Source organism: Absiella sp. AM09-50 (assembly GCF_003433845.1).
GTDB classification, from domain to species: domain Bacteria; phylum Bacillota_I; class Bacilli_A; order Erysipelotrichales; family Erysipelotrichaceae; genus Hoskinsella; species Hoskinsella hominis.
This window is the reverse complement of record NZ_QVFI01000003.1, coordinates 117,653-135,532: the sequence shown is the minus strand read 5'-3', so window position 1 is coordinate 135,532 and position 17,880 is coordinate 117,653. Positions and strand designations below refer to the sequence as shown.

19 protein-coding genes are annotated in these 17,880 nt (G+C 34.4%); 18 read left to right on the top strand and 1 reads right to left on the bottom strand.

From position 1 onward, the window contains the following. Positions 1-3 precede the first annotated feature (3 nt). From mutL to DW114_RS04425, 11 genes are all read left to right on the top strand, one after another. On the top strand, positions 4-2,028 hold the full coding sequence (gene mutL / locus DW114_RS04475) for a DNA mismatch repair endonuclease MutL (RefSeq protein WP_117452592.1): 2,025 nt from the start codon (positions 4-6) through the stop codon (positions 2,026-2,028). A 4-nt stretch (positions 2,029-2,032) separates the two neighbouring features. Beyond that, the gene (gene miaA / locus DW114_RS04470) at positions 2,033-2,947 is read left to right on the top strand and encodes a tRNA (adenosine(37)-N6)-dimethylallyltransferase MiaA (RefSeq protein WP_117452591.1); all 915 of its coding nucleotides are present in this window, start codon (positions 2,033-2,035) and stop codon (positions 2,945-2,947) included. A gap of 14 nt (positions 2,948-2,961) precedes the next feature. Then, positions 2,962-3,690: a tRNA threonylcarbamoyladenosine dehydratase gene (locus DW114_RS04465; protein WP_117452590.1), complete on the top strand. Its 729-nt coding sequence runs from the start codon at positions 2,962-2,964 to the stop codon at positions 3,688-3,690. A 170-nt stretch (positions 3,691-3,860) separates the two neighbouring features. Then, complete coding sequence (locus DW114_RS04460) at positions 3,861-4,160, top strand: hypothetical protein (protein ID WP_117452589.1); 300 nt, start codon at positions 3,861-3,863, stop codon at positions 4,158-4,160. 226 nt (positions 4,161-4,386) lie between these two features. After that, the gene (locus tag DW114_RS04455) at positions 4,387-4,659 is read left to right on the top strand and encodes an ArsR/SmtB family transcription factor (protein WP_117452588.1); all 273 of its coding nucleotides are present in this window, start codon (positions 4,387-4,389) and stop codon (positions 4,657-4,659) included. Positions 4,660-4,740: 81 nt separating this feature from the next. Next, entirely contained in the window at positions 4,741-5,754 is a 1,014-nt protein-coding gene (locus DW114_RS04450) for a permease (RefSeq protein ID WP_117452587.1), read from the top strand. Between the two features lie 18 nt (positions 5,755-5,772). Next, on the top strand, positions 5,773-6,126 hold the full coding sequence (locus tag DW114_RS04445) for a thioredoxin family protein (RefSeq protein WP_117452586.1): 354 nt from the start codon (positions 5,773-5,775) through the stop codon (positions 6,124-6,126). An 18-nt stretch (positions 6,127-6,144) separates the two neighbouring features. Next, complete coding sequence (locus DW114_RS04440) at positions 6,145-6,567, top strand: arsenate reductase ArsC (protein WP_117452585.1); 423 nt, start codon at positions 6,145-6,147, stop codon at positions 6,565-6,567. Between the two features lie 183 nt (positions 6,568-6,750). Beyond that, the gene (locus DW114_RS04435) at positions 6,751-8,049 is read left to right on the top strand and encodes a PTS sugar transporter subunit IIC (protein ID WP_117452584.1); all 1,299 of its coding nucleotides are present in this window, start codon (positions 6,751-6,753) and stop codon (positions 8,047-8,049) included. Next, positions 8,042-9,454, top strand: a complete 1,413-nt coding sequence (locus DW114_RS04430; protein ID WP_117452583.1) for a 6-phospho-beta-glucosidase — start codon at positions 8,042-8,044, stop codon at positions 9,452-9,454. The genes DW114_RS04435 and DW114_RS04430 overlap by 8 nt, the downstream gene beginning before the upstream one ends. Continuing rightward, complete coding sequence (locus DW114_RS04425; RefSeq protein WP_117452582.1) at positions 9,451-10,332, top strand: ROK family protein; 882 nt, start codon at positions 9,451-9,453, stop codon at positions 10,330-10,332. The genes DW114_RS04430 and DW114_RS04425 overlap by 4 nt, the downstream gene beginning before the upstream one ends. On the opposite strand, the gene DW114_RS04420 is transcribed toward DW114_RS04425, so the two are convergent. Next, entirely contained in the window at positions 10,327-11,523 is a 1,197-nt protein-coding gene (locus DW114_RS04420) for a helix-turn-helix transcriptional regulator (RefSeq protein WP_117452581.1), read from the bottom strand. The genes DW114_RS04425 and DW114_RS04420 overlap by 6 nt on opposite strands. Before the next feature lie 77 nt (positions 11,524-11,600). Here DW114_RS04420 and DW114_RS04415 point away from each other — a divergent pair, with 77 nt between their 5' ends. The 7 genes from DW114_RS04415 (at position 11,601) to DW114_RS21230 (ending at position 17,867) form a co-directional block, all read left to right on the top strand. Continuing rightward, the gene (locus tag DW114_RS04415) at positions 11,601-13,058 is read left to right on the top strand and encodes a glycoside hydrolase family 1 protein (protein WP_117452580.1); all 1,458 of its coding nucleotides are present in this window, start codon (positions 11,601-11,603) and stop codon (positions 13,056-13,058) included. A gap of 134 nt (positions 13,059-13,192) precedes the next feature. Continuing rightward, positions 13,193-13,846, top strand: coding sequence for a hypothetical protein (locus tag DW114_RS04410; RefSeq protein ID WP_117452579.1), 654 nt, complete (start codon positions 13,193-13,195; stop codon positions 13,844-13,846). 109 nt (positions 13,847-13,955) lie between these two features. Beyond that, positions 13,956-14,873 carry an ABC transporter ATP-binding protein gene (locus DW114_RS04405; protein ID WP_117452578.1) on the top strand — a complete coding sequence of 306 codons (918 nt, stop codon included), beginning with the start codon at positions 13,956-13,958 and terminating at the stop codon, positions 14,871-14,873. Further along, positions 14,870-16,090: an ABC transporter permease gene (locus tag DW114_RS04400; protein WP_117452577.1), complete on the top strand. Its 1,221-nt coding sequence runs from the start codon at positions 14,870-14,872 to the stop codon at positions 16,088-16,090. The genes DW114_RS04405 and DW114_RS04400 overlap by 4 nt, the downstream gene beginning before the upstream one ends. Positions 16,091-16,660: 570 nt before the next feature. Continuing rightward, positions 16,661-17,026 carry a hypothetical protein gene (locus DW114_RS04390; protein ID WP_117452575.1) on the top strand — a complete coding sequence of 122 codons (366 nt, stop codon included), beginning with the start codon at positions 16,661-16,663 and terminating at the stop codon, positions 17,024-17,026. Between the two features lie 46 nt (positions 17,027-17,072). Beyond that, positions 17,073-17,534, top strand: a complete 462-nt coding sequence (locus DW114_RS04385; protein ID WP_117452574.1) for a hypothetical protein — start codon at positions 17,073-17,075, stop codon at positions 17,532-17,534. 165 nt (positions 17,535-17,699) lie between these two features. Next, positions 17,700-17,867, top strand: a complete 168-nt coding sequence (locus DW114_RS21230; protein WP_158552184.1) for a hypothetical protein — start codon at positions 17,700-17,702, stop codon at positions 17,865-17,867. The last annotated feature ends 13 nt before the right edge of the window (positions 17,868-17,880 follow it).

Here is a 17,880-nt window from a genome sequence, read left to right as displayed (position 1 = left end):
CGCATGGGAAAAATCAATCGTCTGGATGAACATTTATCCAATATGATTGCTGCCGGTGAGGTAGTAGAAAGACCAATGGGTATCGTAAAGGAATTAGTAGAAAACTGTATCGATGCACATGCAAAGAATGTTGAAATTCAAATACTGCAGGGTGGTATTGATACCATAACCATTATTGACGATGGGGATGGTATGGATGCCCAGGACGCTACACTGGCTTTTGAGCGACATGCGACCAGCAAGCTGAAAGAAGTCAATGATTTATGGAATATTCATACCATGGGATTTCGTGGAGAAGCACTTCCATCTATCGCTTCTGTTTCACATGTATTACTGCGTACCAATAATGGCATAGACTCTACTGAAGTAGAAATCAATTATGGTAAATTGATGAGCGCAAAGCCATGTGGAACACCACGTGGCACAATGATTGAAGTCAAGAATCTTTTTCAAAAGACGCCTGCTCGTTTCAAACACTTGAAAAGTCCGCAATATGAATTTTCACTGATCAGTGATGTTGTTCAGAAATTCGCATTATCCCATCCGGAAATTGGTTTTAATTTATCCCATGATGGCAGAACGATATTTAAAACACGTGGTAATGGCTCTTTATTAGAAGTGCTTATGCAAATCTATGGTAGGGATACTGCCAAAACAGCTATCCAATTAGATGGCAGTGACAATGATTATAAAATCAGTGGTTATGCTATGCAGCCACAATTTAATCGTGCCACAAAGTATTATATGTTGATGTATATCAATGGTCGTATGATACGTAATTATCACTTACAAAAGGCAATTATGGATGCTTATAGCCATTATCTGCCTAAGGAAAGATATCCAATCGTTGTGATGAATATGGAAATGGATGCCCAGTTAGTGGATGTCAATGTCCATCCCAGCAAATGGGAAATTCGTTTATCTAAGGAAAAGCAACTAGAAAAGCTAGTATATGAAACCATCAGTGAAGCATTGAAAAATCAGTTACAGGTACCTGAAGTCAAGAAGAGTGAATTAAAGAAAGAAAAAGTAGAAATACAAGAATTTGATTTCACATATGAGCGAGAAGAACCAGTGAAGAAGCTTCATGATGATATCAATGATTCTTTTGTTCACCCACAAAATAACCCAGAACCGATCATTGAGGATATCCCACTTCCAGCACCAAAGGAAATAAAAAAGGAAAAACCCGTGATTACATATCCACAAAAATCATATCCGACTGGAGTACGTGAAACATTTGTGAAAGAAAAGGATATCAAATATCAAACATCCAAAAAAGTAGAACCTGTTAAAGAAGAAAAGAAAACTGAACCAATTCAAAAAGAACCAGTTACACCAAAGCCAGAGAAAAAAATAGAAGAAGTCAAAGAGCCGGAAGTAATCGTGGAACCACCAAAGCAGGAAGAAGTAAAGCCTGTATTGGAACCTGTACTTGCGAAAAATCCAAGTCTGCCACAGCTACAGGTCATTGGGCAATTTCACAACTGTTATATTATTGCACAGGGTGAAAAAGGCTTATATATCATTGATCAGCACGCTGCACAGGAACGTTATCATTATGAAATTATACGTAAACAGATTTTGGAGGGTGTGAAGGATACCCAGCCATTATTGTTGCCAATTACCATTGAAAGTTCTATTTCTGCAGTATCCCAAGTTGATACCATCAATGCAATGCTTGAACAGCTTGGTATTCATTTAGATGTATTTGGAAACAATACCTTTATCGTTCGTGAGCTTCCTGTATGGATGAAAGATACAGAAGAAGAAGCATTTATTCGTGATATGATTGATTATTTTGAACAAGATAATGAAACGGGTATTGATAAATTAAGAAAACACGCCATCGCAACCATGGCATGTCACAGCTCTATTCGTTTCCATCGCACACTTACCATGGAGGAAATGAAACAGGTCATCGCAGATTTAGGCAAATGTGAACAGCCATTCCACTGTCCACATGGCAGACCAACTTTGATTTGTTTAAGCGATAATGATTTAATCAAAGAATTTGAAAGAGGGTAGTCAAATGGAAAAGGTTTTAGTAATCGTTGGACCTACTGGCGTAGGCAAAACAGCATTAAGTGTGAAACTTGCACAGTCATTTCAAGGTGAAATCATCAGTGGTGATTCCATGCAGGTATATAAAGAAATGAACATTGGGACTGCCAAGGTAAAACCAGAAGAAACACAAGGCATTCCACATTACTTGATAGATGACTATGCTCTTACACAGGAATATAATGTGAAAGTATTCCAACAAAAAGCCAGAGGATATATGCATCAAATATCAGAAAAAGGAAAGCTGCCCATCATTTGTGGTGGAACGGGATTATATATTAAATCAACATTATATGATTATGAATTTGTAGATCAAGAAGAAAACGATGAATTTATGGATTTCTTACATACCCTTGGAAAAGATCAGTTATGGAGTCTGTTAAAGGTGATTGATCCTAAGGCATGTGAAAACCTTCATCCTAATAATCGCCAGCGTTTATGTCGTGCATTATATATGGCACATACTGGTCAAAAGAAAAGTGAAATCGTAGAATCACAAACACATCAGCCAATCTATGATGCCTATATTATTGGTTTAACAATGGAGCGTGAACAGCTTTATGAAAGAATCAATCGTCGTGTAGATATCATGATGGAGGAAGGTTTATTAGAAGAAATTGAAGGAATTGTGGAACAATATCCGGATTGTTGGAATTTTAATAGCTTTAAAGGCATTGGATATAAAGAATGGAAAGGGTATTTTGATGGAGCTTCCACAAAGGAAGAGTGTATAGAATTAATCAAAAAGAACTCCAGAAACTTTGCGAAACGTCAGTATACCTGGTTTAAAAACCAGATGCAGGTACACTGGTATGATATACAAGATCAAGAATATCCAGAAAATGTCATGCATGATATAGATGAATGGATGCATCATAAATAAAAAAGGAGACAACTATGGAAGAAACGCCGTTACAGCGCATGGAGCTGTTAATACAAAAAGAAGGTATTGAACGATTGAAACAGGCATGTGTCATGGTTGTTGGTGTTGGCGGTGTTGGATCTTATGCTACCGAAGCACTCGCACGTTGTGGGATTGGCACTTTGATTCTGGTTGATGGCGATACTGTCGCAATTAGTAATTTAAATCGTCAAATTCATGCGACCTATGAAACACTACATCAGTCCAAAACAAAGGTCATGAAAGAGCGCATTGAAACATATCGAAAAGATTGTCATATCATCTGTCACGATATCTTCTACAATGCAGATCAAAACGAGCTGTTATTCCAACAGCCAGTAGACTTTGTGGTGGATGCGATTGATACCATGTCCTCTAAATTGGAATTGATAAGATATTGCGTCGAACATAAGATTCCGTTTATCTCAAGTATGGGGATGGCGAATCGTATGGATCCTACGAAAATAGAAATCACGGATTTAATGAAAACCAACTATGATCCTGTCGCAAAAATTATGCGTAATCTGGTTCGTAAAAATAAAATCAAAGGGAAAATACCTGTTTTATTTTCTACCGAACAGCCAATGACACAGGCGGTCATTGTCAATGAAAATGGCGCAACCAGAAAACAAAAAATGCCCCCAGCAAGCTCACCATTTGTGCCAAGTGCAGCGGGACTTGCTGCCGCAAGTTATGCAGTCAGAGTGATTTTAAATCAAAAATAGATAACATATACGGTATCATTTCATTAGAAAATGAGCCGTATTTTTATGTTTTGCCAAAAATAATTTGCTTAACAAGTCTTAAGATACATTGAAATGATGTTTTTACTGTGATATAACCTACATAGAGCAGCCATTATAAATGGTATGAGTACACGTAAGGAGTGGATTTCATGGATATTTTAACATTTATGGGAGAAGTATTTCTGGATACATTAATTGATCATTTCTCAAATAAAAAGGTTTCTAAGAAAACAAGAATTATTTGTGTTCTTATCTTTACGCTTATTTCATTAGCTTATATTGCTTTGTTTACATTAATGACTTATATTGGTATCACCACATGGCATAGTGATAGTGCAACTGTATTAAAAATGTTAGCGTGTAGTTTATTGTTACTATTAGCATTTTTTGCATATGCTTATCAAATCAAAGAAAAAAGAAACGATTTTAAAACGAATATAAAAAAATAAATCATGTGTATTAATCATATAAATTTAAAAAAAGATATAATCGTTTTAAGGGTTTTATAATGCATAAAGGTTTGTGTGTTTTAGTTATGAAAACTAAGCCACAAATCTTTTCTTTTTTGATAGCTGTATGATTTCCATTAAATGTTAAAGATATATCCATTGACAAGCGATACACATTGCGTTATTGTATATATATCAAAAATATTTGATGTGAGGAGGGTGCTTTATGAAGGATTATTCAAAAGACGCAAAGATTTTTAAAGCACTTTGTGATGAAAAAAGATTATATATCTTGGAACTGTTAAAAGGTGGGGAGAAATGTGCTTGTGCATTGATTGAAGATATGAAAATAGGACAGTCCGCATTATCTTATCACATGAAAATATTGTGTGAGTCAGGTATTGTTGTAAGCAGACAAGATGGTAAATGGACACATTATCGCCTTAGCGAAGCTGGTATAAAAGAGGCACAAAATCGATTAACACAATTGACCAAATAAAGATTAAGAAGTCATCTTCTGATGGCTTTTAAAAAGCTAAAACACATCAAAAAAATTTGATATATAAAAAGGAGTGATTGTTTGGAAATCTTAGAAACGATATTGATTTTTATTCAAAATCAAATATTAGGAATGAAATGGTTAAATGAATTCTTAGGCAACATATTGTCAGGATTAGGAATTGATTTGAATACAAGATTAGGTGGAAGTATACAGTTTTTTATTTATGATGTTATAAAAATCACGATTCTATTGTGTGTTCTGATTTTCATCATATCTTATATACAAAGCTATTTTCCACCTGAAAGAAGTAAGAAAATATTAGGGAAATTCCATGGGATATGGGCAAATATCATTTCTGCATTGTTAGGTACCGTTACACCCTTTTGTTCATGTTCATCAATACCATTATTTATTGGTTTTAGTAGTGCAGGCTTGCCTTTAGGTGTAACATTTTCCTTTCTAATATCTTCCCCTATGGTTGATATTGGTAGCCTGTTGTTACTGATGAGTATATTTGGCGCTAAAATTGCATTTGCTTATGTGATAATAGGATTAGTCATTGCGGTAATCGGAGGAACATTGATTGAGAAACTGCATATGGAGAAATATGTAGAAGATTTTATACAAAATGCGAGCCATGTGGATATTGACTCTCCTACACTTACACGAAAAGATCGAATACAATACGCAAAAGATCAAGTGATGGAAACATTTAAGAAAGTATTTCCTTACATCATCATTGGCGTTGGTATTGGTGCACTCATTCATAATTGGATACCGGAAAGCTGGGTAGAAGGCATCTTAGGAAGTAAAAATCCATTTGGCGTTATCCTTGCGACATTGATTGGCGTTCCTATGTATGCGGATATATTTGGGACAATACCAGTTGCGGAGGCATTGCTTGCGAAAGGTGCACAATTAGGCACAATCTTAGCATTTATGATGGCTGCCACAACATTAAGTCTGCCATCTATGATTATGTTAAAAAAGGCAATTAAGCCTAAATTATTGACATTATTTGTAGCTATTTGTGTCATTGGCATCATCATAGTCGGTTATTTATTTAATGTATTTCATGCATTCTTAATTTAAAAACGGAGGTAAAATAGAATGAAATTATTTGGAAAAAAAGAAGAAAAGAAATCTTGCTGCTGTGGAGGTGATTGTACACCTGAAACAATAAAAAAGGCAGAAGAAACAAAATGTGAAAAAGGAATCAAAATCTTAGGTTCTGGATGTGCAAAATGTAATGCGTTAGAAAATGCGACGCGTACAGCGTTATCTGAATTACATATGGATATGGAGATTGATCACATCACAGATTTTGTACAAATTGCCAGTTATGGAGTTATGTCCACACCTGCACTTGTCTTTGATCACAAAGTGGTATCTTATGGAAAGGTGTTAACCGTGGAAGAAGTAAAAAAATTATTAATCAATTCCTATGGGAATAAACAAGTATAAGAAAGCGTATTTTATGATATGAAAACAAAACCAAAAGTCGCTTTTATTTGTGTACATAATTCTTGTAGAAGTCAGATTGCGGAAGCATTAGGAAAGTTTATCGCTTCTGACGTATTTGAAAGTTACTCAGCTGGTACGGAAACAAAGCCACAAATCAATCAAGATGCTGTGCGGTTGATGAAGAAAATGTATGGTATAGATATGGAAAAAAGCCAGTATTCAAAACTGATATCCACATTACCTGATATAGATATTATTATCACAATGGGATGTAATGTACAATGTCCTCACATGCTTTGTCAATACCATGAAGATTGGGGATTAGAAGATCCAACTGGAAAAGATGATGCATGTTTTGAAGATGTGATATCCACTATACATCAGAAAATAGAAGCATTATCAAACAAAATTACGAATGGTCAAATAATCAATAAGAAATAGGTGATAAGAAACGGTTAGTCATTCAGATTAACTGTTTTCTTTTTTTGTGCACCTTTGTTTAAATGTCAAATATTCTAAAAAAAATGTTATAAATCTAAAAAATATATTAAAATGTAAGCGTATAAAACCTATAATTTAGGTGTCGATGATGAGGAATACGTATTCAAAGAAAAGGAGAACTTTATGGAAAAGTTAGAACAGTTTTTACAGAAATTTATCGGACCTATCGCAAAAGCTATGAGTGAAAATGATACGATTCAGTCAGTAGCAGAAGGATTTATGAGAACTGGACCTGTAACATTTGGTGTCTGCATCTTTGTGATTCTAGGAAATCTGCCATTTGATGGCTATTCAGACTGGTTAATAAGTATTGGATTAAAAGAGCATTTTGAAGCTATTTCAAATGCCAGCTTAAACATTCTTGGTTTATATATTTCATTCTGTGTGGCGCACTCTTTTGCGAAAAGAAAAGGAGATAACGCTTTATCTTGTGGAATCCTTTCACTGTTAAGTTATTTGATTATTATCCCTCAAAGTGTTGCTGGGGCAGAAGGGGCAATTGCGGCATTTGATCTGAAATATTTAAGTGGCACAGGTATTCTGGTTGCGTTGATTTTCGCTGTGATTGTAGGACATTTATTCCACTATTTATCAAATAAAGGTATGAAATTCAAAATGCCAGATGGTGTTCCACCTATGGTTAGTGAATCATTTGAACCAATCTTCATCTCTATGATTATTGTTGGATTTGCATTCTTCGTACGTGTTGGCTTTGGATATACACCTTATGGAAACTTTGTAAATTTCTTTGATCAGACCATTGGCGCATTCATTATTAAAATTGGATTATCTTTACCAACGATCTTCCTATTATACTTTGCGGCTAATTTATTATGGTTCTTTGGTATCCATCCAAACACTGTATACAGTGCATTCGTACCTTTACAAATGACATTGATTATGACAAATATTGCTGATTTCCAGGCAGGTAGACCACTAACTTATTTAACGATCACACTGGTATCTATGTTTGCGTCTTTCGGTGGTAATGGTAATACAATCGGACTTTGTTTATCTATGTTCACTGCGAAGAGCGAACGTTATAAAAAGATGTTGAAATTGGCATTCATACCTAACTTATTTAATATCAATGAACCATTAATTTTCGGTATGCCAGTTATGTTGAATCCAGTGTTCTTTATCCCTATGGTATTCTGTAATGTTGTGATGGGACTAATTGGATTATTCGCGACTAAAATCTTTACATTTACCTTTAATCCAGCGATGTCTTTACTTCCTTGGACAACACCATTCTTTGTAAAAGCATTACTTGCTGGTGGCGTTTCTCTATTGGTTATGGTATTGATTCTGCTTGCGGTAAATACAATAATGTACTATCCATTCTTCAAAATTGCGGATAAGAAAGCATGTGAAGAAGAAGCAGCCGCAAGACTTGAAAAAGAAGGTGAATTGGTTGAGTAAATTAAGTAAAGATTTTCTATGGGGAGGTGCCATTGCCGCTAATCAGGCGGAAGGTGCCTACCTTGAAGATGGAAAAGGCTTATCCTTGATGGATATCGCAACTGCTGGAAAAAAAGGAGTATCCCGACACTTCACCAAAGGTGTACAAGAGGATGTATATTATCCAAACCATGAAGGTATTGATTTTTATCACCATTATAAAGAAGATCTTTCTCTGTTTCAGGAAATGGGATTTCGCTGTTTCCGTACTTCTATCGCTTGGACAAGAATTTTTCCAAACGGAGATGAGGAAACACCCAATGAAGCTGGTTTAGCATACTATGATGATTTATTTCAAGATATGCTTGATAAAGGCATGGAGCCAGTGGTTACCATTTCCCACTATGAGATGCCACTTCATCTTGTACAAAAATATGAAGGATGGGCAAATCGTAAATTAATAGATTTCTACTTACGCTTTTGTGAAGTAATCTTCAAACGATACAAAGGCAAAGTAAAATACTGGATGACATTTAATGAAATTAATTCCGTGATTCTTATGCCTGAAATTGCGGGTGTCTTAGATCGTACGAAAGATGACTTCCAGACAAGAAGCTATCAGGCAGCACATCACCAGTTTGTCGCAAGTGCAAAAGCAGTCGCTATGGGACATCAGATTGATCCTGAAAATAAAATTGGATGTATGGTGTTAACACTGGTAAAATATCCATTAACCGCAAAACCAGAGGATGTGATGTTAGCGGAACAAAATATGCGAAAAGGAACCTTTGCGTTCACAGATATTCAAGTGCGTGGGCACTATCCGGCATATGTAAAAAAACATGTAGAACGATTAGGTATCCATGTACAAATAGAGCCAGGTGATTTAGAAGCCATGCAACAAGGATGCGTAGATTATATCGGCTTTTCTTACTATTCATCCTCAGCCGCAACGACCGATCCAAATGTAGAAAAAACAGGTGGCAACATGGTATCCGGTGTGAAAAATCCATATATTCCAACAAGTGAATGGGGATGGCAGATTGATGCATTGGGATTACGTTACATCTTAAATCGTTTCTATGAACGATATGAAATACCTTTATTTATCGTAGAGAATGGTCTGGGAGCCTATGATCAGATAAATGAAGATGGATATATTGAAGATGATTATAGAATTGCTTACTTAAGAGAACATATCAAAGAAATGAAGAACGCAATATTAGAAGATGGTGTGGATATCATTGGTTATACACCATGGGGCTGCATTGATTTGGTATCCGCTGGTACGGGTGAAATGAGTAAGCGTTATGGATTTATTTATGTAGATCGAGATGATGAAGGAAAAGGTACATTAGAGCGAAAGAAAAAGAAATCTTTTGACTGGTATCGGCAGGTAATCGCAAGTGATGGTGAAATTTTATGAGAATCGCAGTATTTGATGTTGGTGGCACATTTATCAAATCATGTTTTATGGTCGATGAAGAAATTACCATGGCTAAAAAAACACCAACACCTTATGACAGCCAGGAAGCTTTCTTAAATATCATAGAAGACAGATTAAAGGAGATGGATGATGTGGAAGGTATCGCTTTCTCCATGCCTGGGGTCATTGATGTAAATCGCAAATATATTTTTGCGGGAGGAAGTTTAACCTACAACAACCATACAGATATTAAAGAATGGGAAAAACGTTTCCAACTTCCGATTGAGATTGAAAATGATGCTCGTTGTGCCGCAATCGCAGAACTTGAGGCTGGCGAAATGTTAGGTATTACACAAGGACTTGTATTAACCTTTGGCACAGGTGTTGGCGGTGGCATCATTGTTAACGGTGACATCTATAAAGGTGGTCACTTAATCGCAGGGGAAGTCAGTGTCATCTATTCAAAAGATAAAGATGCCTATGGCTCTAAGGGATTATTTGGTGCTATTGGCAGTGTAAAAAATCTTGTGAAAGAAATCGCAGATGCGAAAGGAATCGACACACAAAATGGCGAAGAAGTATTTGAATGGATCAAGCATAAAGATGAAATCAGTACACGTATCTTTGAACGATATTGTGATGAAGTCATACAGGAGCTGCATAATATCCAATGTTTATTAGATCCACAACGTATCTGTATTGGTGGGGGTGCTAGTGAAAATCCAGTCTTTATCGAAGGGTTAAAAAAGGCATCAGAAAAATTCTACAGTACCTTCCCATTTAAATTTCCACATGCGGATATTGTCAAATGCAAGTACTGTAATAACGCAAATATATTAGGTGCTTATTTCCATTATAAAAGAAGCCATGCATCATAAGCTGTTCTTATATTGAATCGGGCTGCTTTGTGTGATTTCTTTAAACACTTTATTAAAATGACTTTGATTAGAAAATTGCAGGATCTCAGAAATTTCTGCTAAAGAGTAGGTAGAATTTTTTATCAAAAACTGAGCCTCTGCAATTTTCTTTTCATTAATATAACGTTTCAAAGATTTCCCGGTTACCTTCTTAAATTGAGAAGAAAGATAGCTGGGATTCATGCCAATCTCATCCGCAATATCATCTAATGCCAAAGGTTTATGTAGATTTTCAGATATGTAGTTTTTACATTTTCTTACCCAGTATGGATTTTGAATATGCTGATAACGTTTCACTAGATTAGTGAAATCCGTTATAGAATCTGCGATGATTTTAAATAACTCAGAAGGTGCCATACATTGATCTACTTTCGTGATATACACATCACTCAAGGTATAGGCGTTGGCAATTGGAACACCGACATCAATGACAGCTCTTGTGAATAAGGTAATAGCCGCAACGATTTTATATTTCATAGACTGTACATGATTTTGAGATAGATAACGGTTATCTTTGATCTGCGCAAGTTCATTCATAAAAATACGTGCCTGGGTACTTTTACCTTCCTGGATATATTTTATGATTTTCTTTTCATAGGAGTAGCTGAATTCATGCATAGAAGTTTCACGAATCACGAACAGTTCACTTTGTAGTAAATTTTCCTGTTTTAAAGGATTTACACCAGCCTGTTTAAAATTGTTTTTTAAAACATTTGGATCTAGGGCTTCACCAGTAATGATTTGATAAATGAATAAAAAATATTCACTGGTCTTATTATAAAGATATGGTAGCTTTATAAAATCTTCAATCGTATAAGAGGATTGCACATGACTCATAAACGGATAGTCTGATGGTCGATCCTGTGTGGTAATCTTTTTATGAAAGATGGGACCTATACAAATATAAGCAACATCTTCTACAGCATAATGAAAAAACAGATATACTTCCTGATGATAAAAATGGATAAAAGTTTTGTATGGATTGATCTGGGAGGTTTTTATGATCTGTGCAAAATAGTTCTGTTCCAGACGCAGAAAATTATCTGGAGATGCTAAAATCTGTAGATCTTTTGACAATAAGAAAACGGGCATGTTGATGTTTGCATAAATTGCACGGAGCAAATCCTTTAATTCCTGTTTCGTTTGTATCATCGATATCACCCTTTCATTATCATTTTACAATGCCATAATAAAAAAAGAAATATATTATAAGAAAAGAGGAATGAATAATGTTTAAAAAAGACTTTTTATGGGGTGGCGCAACAGCTGCGAATCAATTTGAAGGTGGCTATCAAGAAGGGGGCAGAGGTCTTGCGACATCAGACACAAAAACCAATGGCTCACTAACAAGAAAAAGAAAACACAGCTTTTTAGATGAACATAATCAAATTGTTTACCTTCATGGCTCTGATTACATTCCAAAAGGCTACAAAGCAGTTTTAGATGATGCGATGTATTATCCAAGTCATCGTGCGGTAGATTTTTATCACCATTATAAAGAAGATATTCAATTGCTTGCGGAAATGGGGTTTAAATGTTTCCGCATGTCTATCAGTTGGACAAGAATATATCCAAAAGGTATTGAGGAACAGCCAAATGAAGAAGGATTAGCATTTTATGATCAGGTATTTGATGAGTGTTTAAAATATGGAATTGAGCCAGTTGTCACCATCAACCATTTTGATATGCCACTATACCTTTCTGAGCAGTATGATGGATGGCTGAGCCGTTCCACAATTGACTGTTTCTTAAATTATTGTCGTACAATATTTGAGCGATACAAAGGAAAAGTTAAATACTGGATGACCTTTAATGAAATCAATTTATTAAGAGGTTATGATACCTTAGGTGTTCATGAAATGGATCAACAGAAATACTATCAGGCAATTCATCATATCTTTATCGCTAGCGCAAAAGCTGTAAAACTGGGACATGAAATTGATGAAAACAACCAAATTGGTATGATGTTAGCACATATTTTAACATATCCTGAAACATGTAATCCATGTGATGTGGAACAGGAAATCTTAGTATCAAGAAACCTGAAATATTTCTTTGCGGATGTACAATGCCGTGGTTATTATCCATCATATATCTTGAAGAAGTTAGAAAATCAATCAATTCATATAAAGAAAGAAGAAGGCGATGATGAAATTCTGAAACAAGGTTGTGTTGATTACATTGGATTCAGCTACTATAATTCTGGTGTCATTACAACACGTTCTGATGCGAAAGAAACATTAGGCAATGGTATCAAGCTTGCGCAAAATCCTTATCTACAAGAAAGTGAGTGGAAATGGCCAATCGATCCAAAAGGCTTACGAATCTCTTTGAATATCTTGTGGGATCGTTATCAAAAACCATTGTTTATCGTAGAGAATGGCTTAGGCGCAGAAGATCATATAGAAGCTGATGGCAGTATCCATGATGATTATCGTATATCTTATCTAAGAGATCATATCATAGAGATGAAAAAAGCAGTGGAAATCGATGGTGTAGATTTGATGGGTTATACACCATGGGGATGCATTGACTTAGTTTCCGCAGGAACAGGGGAAATGAAAAAACGTTATGGCTTTGTATATGTTGATATGGATGATGAAGGAAACGGTTCCTTAACACGAAGTCGTAAAGATTCCTTTGATTGGTATAAAAAAGTAATCGAAAGTAATGGAGAAATTCTGTAATTATAAATATGGTGCGTAAGAAATTAAATACGCATCATATTTTTTATAGATGATGAAAAGTAAGGAAGGCTTGTTCTATTTCTTTGTGGTGGAAGTGATGTATAATAGTGATAGGAAAAGGGAGGCAGTATGATATGAAAGTTATAAAAATCATCATAGCATGTTTACTTACATTATCACTAAGTTCATGTGCTGAAAAACATAAAGAATACGCATTTTATCCAGATATTAAAGAATTAAAAATGCCAAGTGGCATTTACTACAAGGATCATATCTATTGGGAAATGAAGGATAAAACAAATCATGTGGAAGGAGAAAAAGTAGGCACACTAAAATCTGTCGCAAAAGAGAATTATTTTCCTGAGAAGGAATACAGTGGCACATCAGATTTAAAAAGCTATCTGGGAAGTGATTTATATGAAAATCATCAAACGTTATATCTAAAGACAAAAGATACAATTCATGTGTTTAAATACCTGACAGAAATGGAATTATCTGAAGAAGTAAAAGAGCTTGATCAGGAAGAAAATGAAGGAATGCCTGCGCCACATTTTGTATATCAGAATATGATGTATTTTAATGATTATGGGCCCGTGGAAGTTTTAGATTATTTTAAGGAAGTAGGAGAAATCAAAGAAGTATTCCTTGTCGCAAAACAGAATTTCACAGGCAATGGTGCTGTGGGAGATAAGTTATATGCAACAGATTTCCAGAATCGTTTTATGTTATTGAAAAGTGTGAATAGTAATAATTATTATGTGTACGAGAATGGAGCATATCAAGAATAATAACAGTAATATGATAAGAATGCCGCTATATAAATTTACTATATAGCGGTTTTTATTGCTAATATAGGGTAACTAGATTATAATAGGACCAAGAAAGCGGAGGGATTACATGATTTTAGAAGCGAATGGGTTGAAAAAAAGCTTTGATGGCAACGAAGTGCTTCATGGTGTTTCCTTCTCTATTTCTTCTGGAAAAGCCTTAGGGTTATTAGGAAGAAATGGAGCTGGAAAAACAACTACTATACGAATATTGATGGATGTATTCAAAGCAAATGAAGGAAGCATTACAATAGATGGCAAACCATTTAAAGCAAGTGATTATAAAATAGGATATTTACCAGAAGAACGAGGCTTGTATCCCAAGAAACGTGTTGATGAACAATTATTATATTTAGCAGCTTTGCGTGGCTTATCTAAAAATGAGGCAAAAGCAAATTTAAAGAAATGGCTGAAACGTTTAAATATTGAAGAATACGAAAAACGTAAATTAGATACATTATCAAAAGGCAATCAACAAAAAGTACAACTGGCACAGACGTTAATGTGTGATCCAGATATTGTGATATTAGATGAGCCTTTTAGTGGTCTGGACCCTGTAAATTCACAGGTATTAAAAGAAGTCGTTATGGAACTAATACAAAATGGCAAGTTGGTGATTTTCTCATCTCATCAAATGAATTATGTAGAAGAGTTCTGCGAAAGTATCGTAATTTTACATCATGGTGATGTAGTCTTAAGTGGGGAATTAAAACAAATCAAAAAAGAGTTTGGTAAAAATCGTTTGGTTATTTCAACGCTTAATCAAAAGGCTGAAGAGCTTAAAGTACTATGTGATACAAATTTAAGCAATGCTGTAAAATGCAGTGAAATAAAAAATGATGAAGTTATTGTAGAGCTGCATGAAGGTGTTCATAAACAGGATATGTTGCGTATGTTACTAGATCATGATATGGATATTGAAAAGTTTATGATATATGAGCCTTCCTTAACGGATATCTTTGTCGCAAAGGCAGGTGATGAAGCATGAAACAGTTCTTTGAAGTATTTAAGTTTGAATTTGCAGGATTTTTAAAAGGAAAATGGTTTCGGGTTTCTACGATACTAATTTGTGTACTTGTCACAGTTGTCATGTTTGTGCCAAGATTTATCGATATCAATAACAAATCAGATGGAGTATCCACAACTTCAGAAACAATTGGTATTTATGATCCCAATCATGTATTTGAAGAGGATAATCTATTAAAACAAGCATTTCCAGAAGCTAAATTTGTGAAGCAGACAAGTGATGAAGATATGAAAGCAGCCGTAAAAAAAGGTGAGCTTGATTCAGGTATATCTGTTAAAGATGATAAAACATTCGATTATCAGGTATTAGATACCAGTATGAATGATATGACAATGAATATTTTTACTTCCGTTATGGAAGTGCAATACAAAATAAAAATGCTTTCTTCTATGGGACTAAGTGAGGAGCAAATAGCAAATGTTGTCGCAACACCAATAAAGGGAGATACCGTTATTTTAGGAAAAGATGGTCGTAGTAATTATTTCTATACCTATATCATGATTTTTGCGATGTATTTTGTCATCATATTTTATGGGCAAATGACCGCTACCAATGTTGCCAGTGAAAAAGGTAATCGTTCTATGGAAATCTTAATTACTAGCACAAGTACCAATGCACTTATTTTTGGGAAAGTGTTGGCGGGAGCTGTCGCAAGTATTTTGCAGGTAGGTGTCATGCTTGGTGTCAGTATAATGGCTTACCAATATAATGCGGATATTTGGAATCATACACTTGATTTCTTATTCAATATACCAGTGAATGTTTTGTTGTCCTTTGCTTTATTTGGTACACTGGGTTACTTATTCTATACCTTTATTTATGGAGCAATGGGTTCTATGGTTTCAAAAGTAGAGGAAGTATCTTCCGCAGTTTCTCCGATTACAATTATATTTGTTATTGCATTTTTTATAACATTCTTTTCGGTAATGGTAAATCCAGGAACTATTTTATCCACAATAGCATCCTATGTTCCGTTTACATCCTGCATGGCAATGTTTGCCCGTGTAGCAATGGGTAGTGTAGAATTATGGCAGATTATTTTATCGGCAGTTATACTAGCAGTATCTACGGCAGGTGTAGGATTGTTAGGAGCTAAATTATATCGTAATGGAACTTTGTCTTATGGTAACAATTTTAAGATATCTCAAATATTTAAAAATCTAAAACACAAAGACTAGGAATATTATATAGAAGCACAATATTATTATAAAACTGTGATGAATTTCACAGTTTTTCTTTTCAAGATTTTTTTATATAAGATACAAGTGTAATAAATAAGACAACGATAGCGCCACAGAACAATATCGTGCATAAACATTTATTTAAAGGTAAATACTTACCTAAAAGAAATACAATGATGCCAATTACAAGAGATACATCCTGATAGGTGATTATGAATTCAGTGGTTATTTTGCTTGTTTGATTCTGTTTATATTCTGTAAAGAACATTATTGCGACAATCATCATTGCACCTAATAATATCGAAAGAAGTAATATTTGAGAGAAATTGCCAAAAGATTTGTGTAACATGATCAGTTGTAAAACAGCTAACAACAGGAATGCTAGTGCACATGTTATTTTGTTTTTTTGTACGTCATAAGATTTCCTTTCTTTTTAAGCTTCTAGTCTTAATAGTAACAGAATTGATTTTAGAATCAAGAAATATTTATAAAAAAAGTTAAATTCATGAAATAATAGATTAGAAAATGTTATAATAGTGCTATATAAAAACATAGGAGGAGCGTAAAATGGCGTATAATTTTTATATTAAGAGAATTGATTCAAGAAAGGGAAAAGCAATCACTTTAGAGGAAATAGAACATATTTTAACAAAAATGTCTCATGAGTACACTATTGATCAAACAGGAATTATCACGACTAAAACACCTGATGGATTTGAGATGAGTATCAATATAGGACCATATCTAATTTATGAAGGAGTGAATTCAAATCGAAAGATTTGTATTTATTTTAATCAAAAAGAACCTTGGTTCAATGTAGAAAGCGAAATGGATTTATTGCCAATCATTGATCTAGCCGAAAAACTAAATGCTGTTGTGGAAGGTGATGAAGGTGAAGTATATACGAAAGAAATGATTTTGAAAGGTAGGTAATCCCTATAAAAAAATTAAAATAATTATCGTCTGTCTACTTACCATTATGATCTCAGCATGTAGTTCCAATCCTAAAGAATATGCATTTGATTTAGCATTTGAGGAATTAAAATTCCCAAGTGGTATTTATTATAAAGACCATATTTATTGGGAAATGGCACGAAAGGTGGATAAGGAAGAAGGAGAAAAAATTAGTACTTTAAAATCAGTGGCAAAAGAAAACTTCTTTCCTAGTAGCGAGCTTATGGGTACCTATGATTTAGAAAATTGTATTGATCAAGGGATTTATCAAAAAGATGATACTTTGTATTTGAAAACAATAGAGGGTGTTCGTGTTTATCAATATATCACAAAAATGATATTAAATGATGAAGTAAAAGAATTTAAAGTAGAAGAAGGTGTTGACGGTGGTATGGCTGCACCACATTTTGTATATCAGGATATGCGGTACTTTACATATTATGGGCAACCAGTAGATAATTTTGATTCTTTCAAAGAAGTTGGATAAACTAAGGAAAAATATGCTGTCGCAAATAAAAACTTAAAACCAGTGAAATTGGTAGACGTGCCTTATATCAATTAACTTCTATAAATTCTTATAGAACAAGTCATATATGCTATTTATCAGAAAAATGATTTGTTTAGATTATCAAGTAAATAAGGAGATTTTGAAATGCAAGATTATAAAAGTTCAGGTAAATGCTTGTTAGATGAGGATATGAATGAAATCAATTTTAAAGAAAAATTAGAAGAAATACTAAATGAAATAAAAGCTGGAAAAAGGAAAACCATATCATTAGCTGAAGCAAGAAAAATCTATGGAAACAGAAAATGGTACTAGTATGCATGGTGTA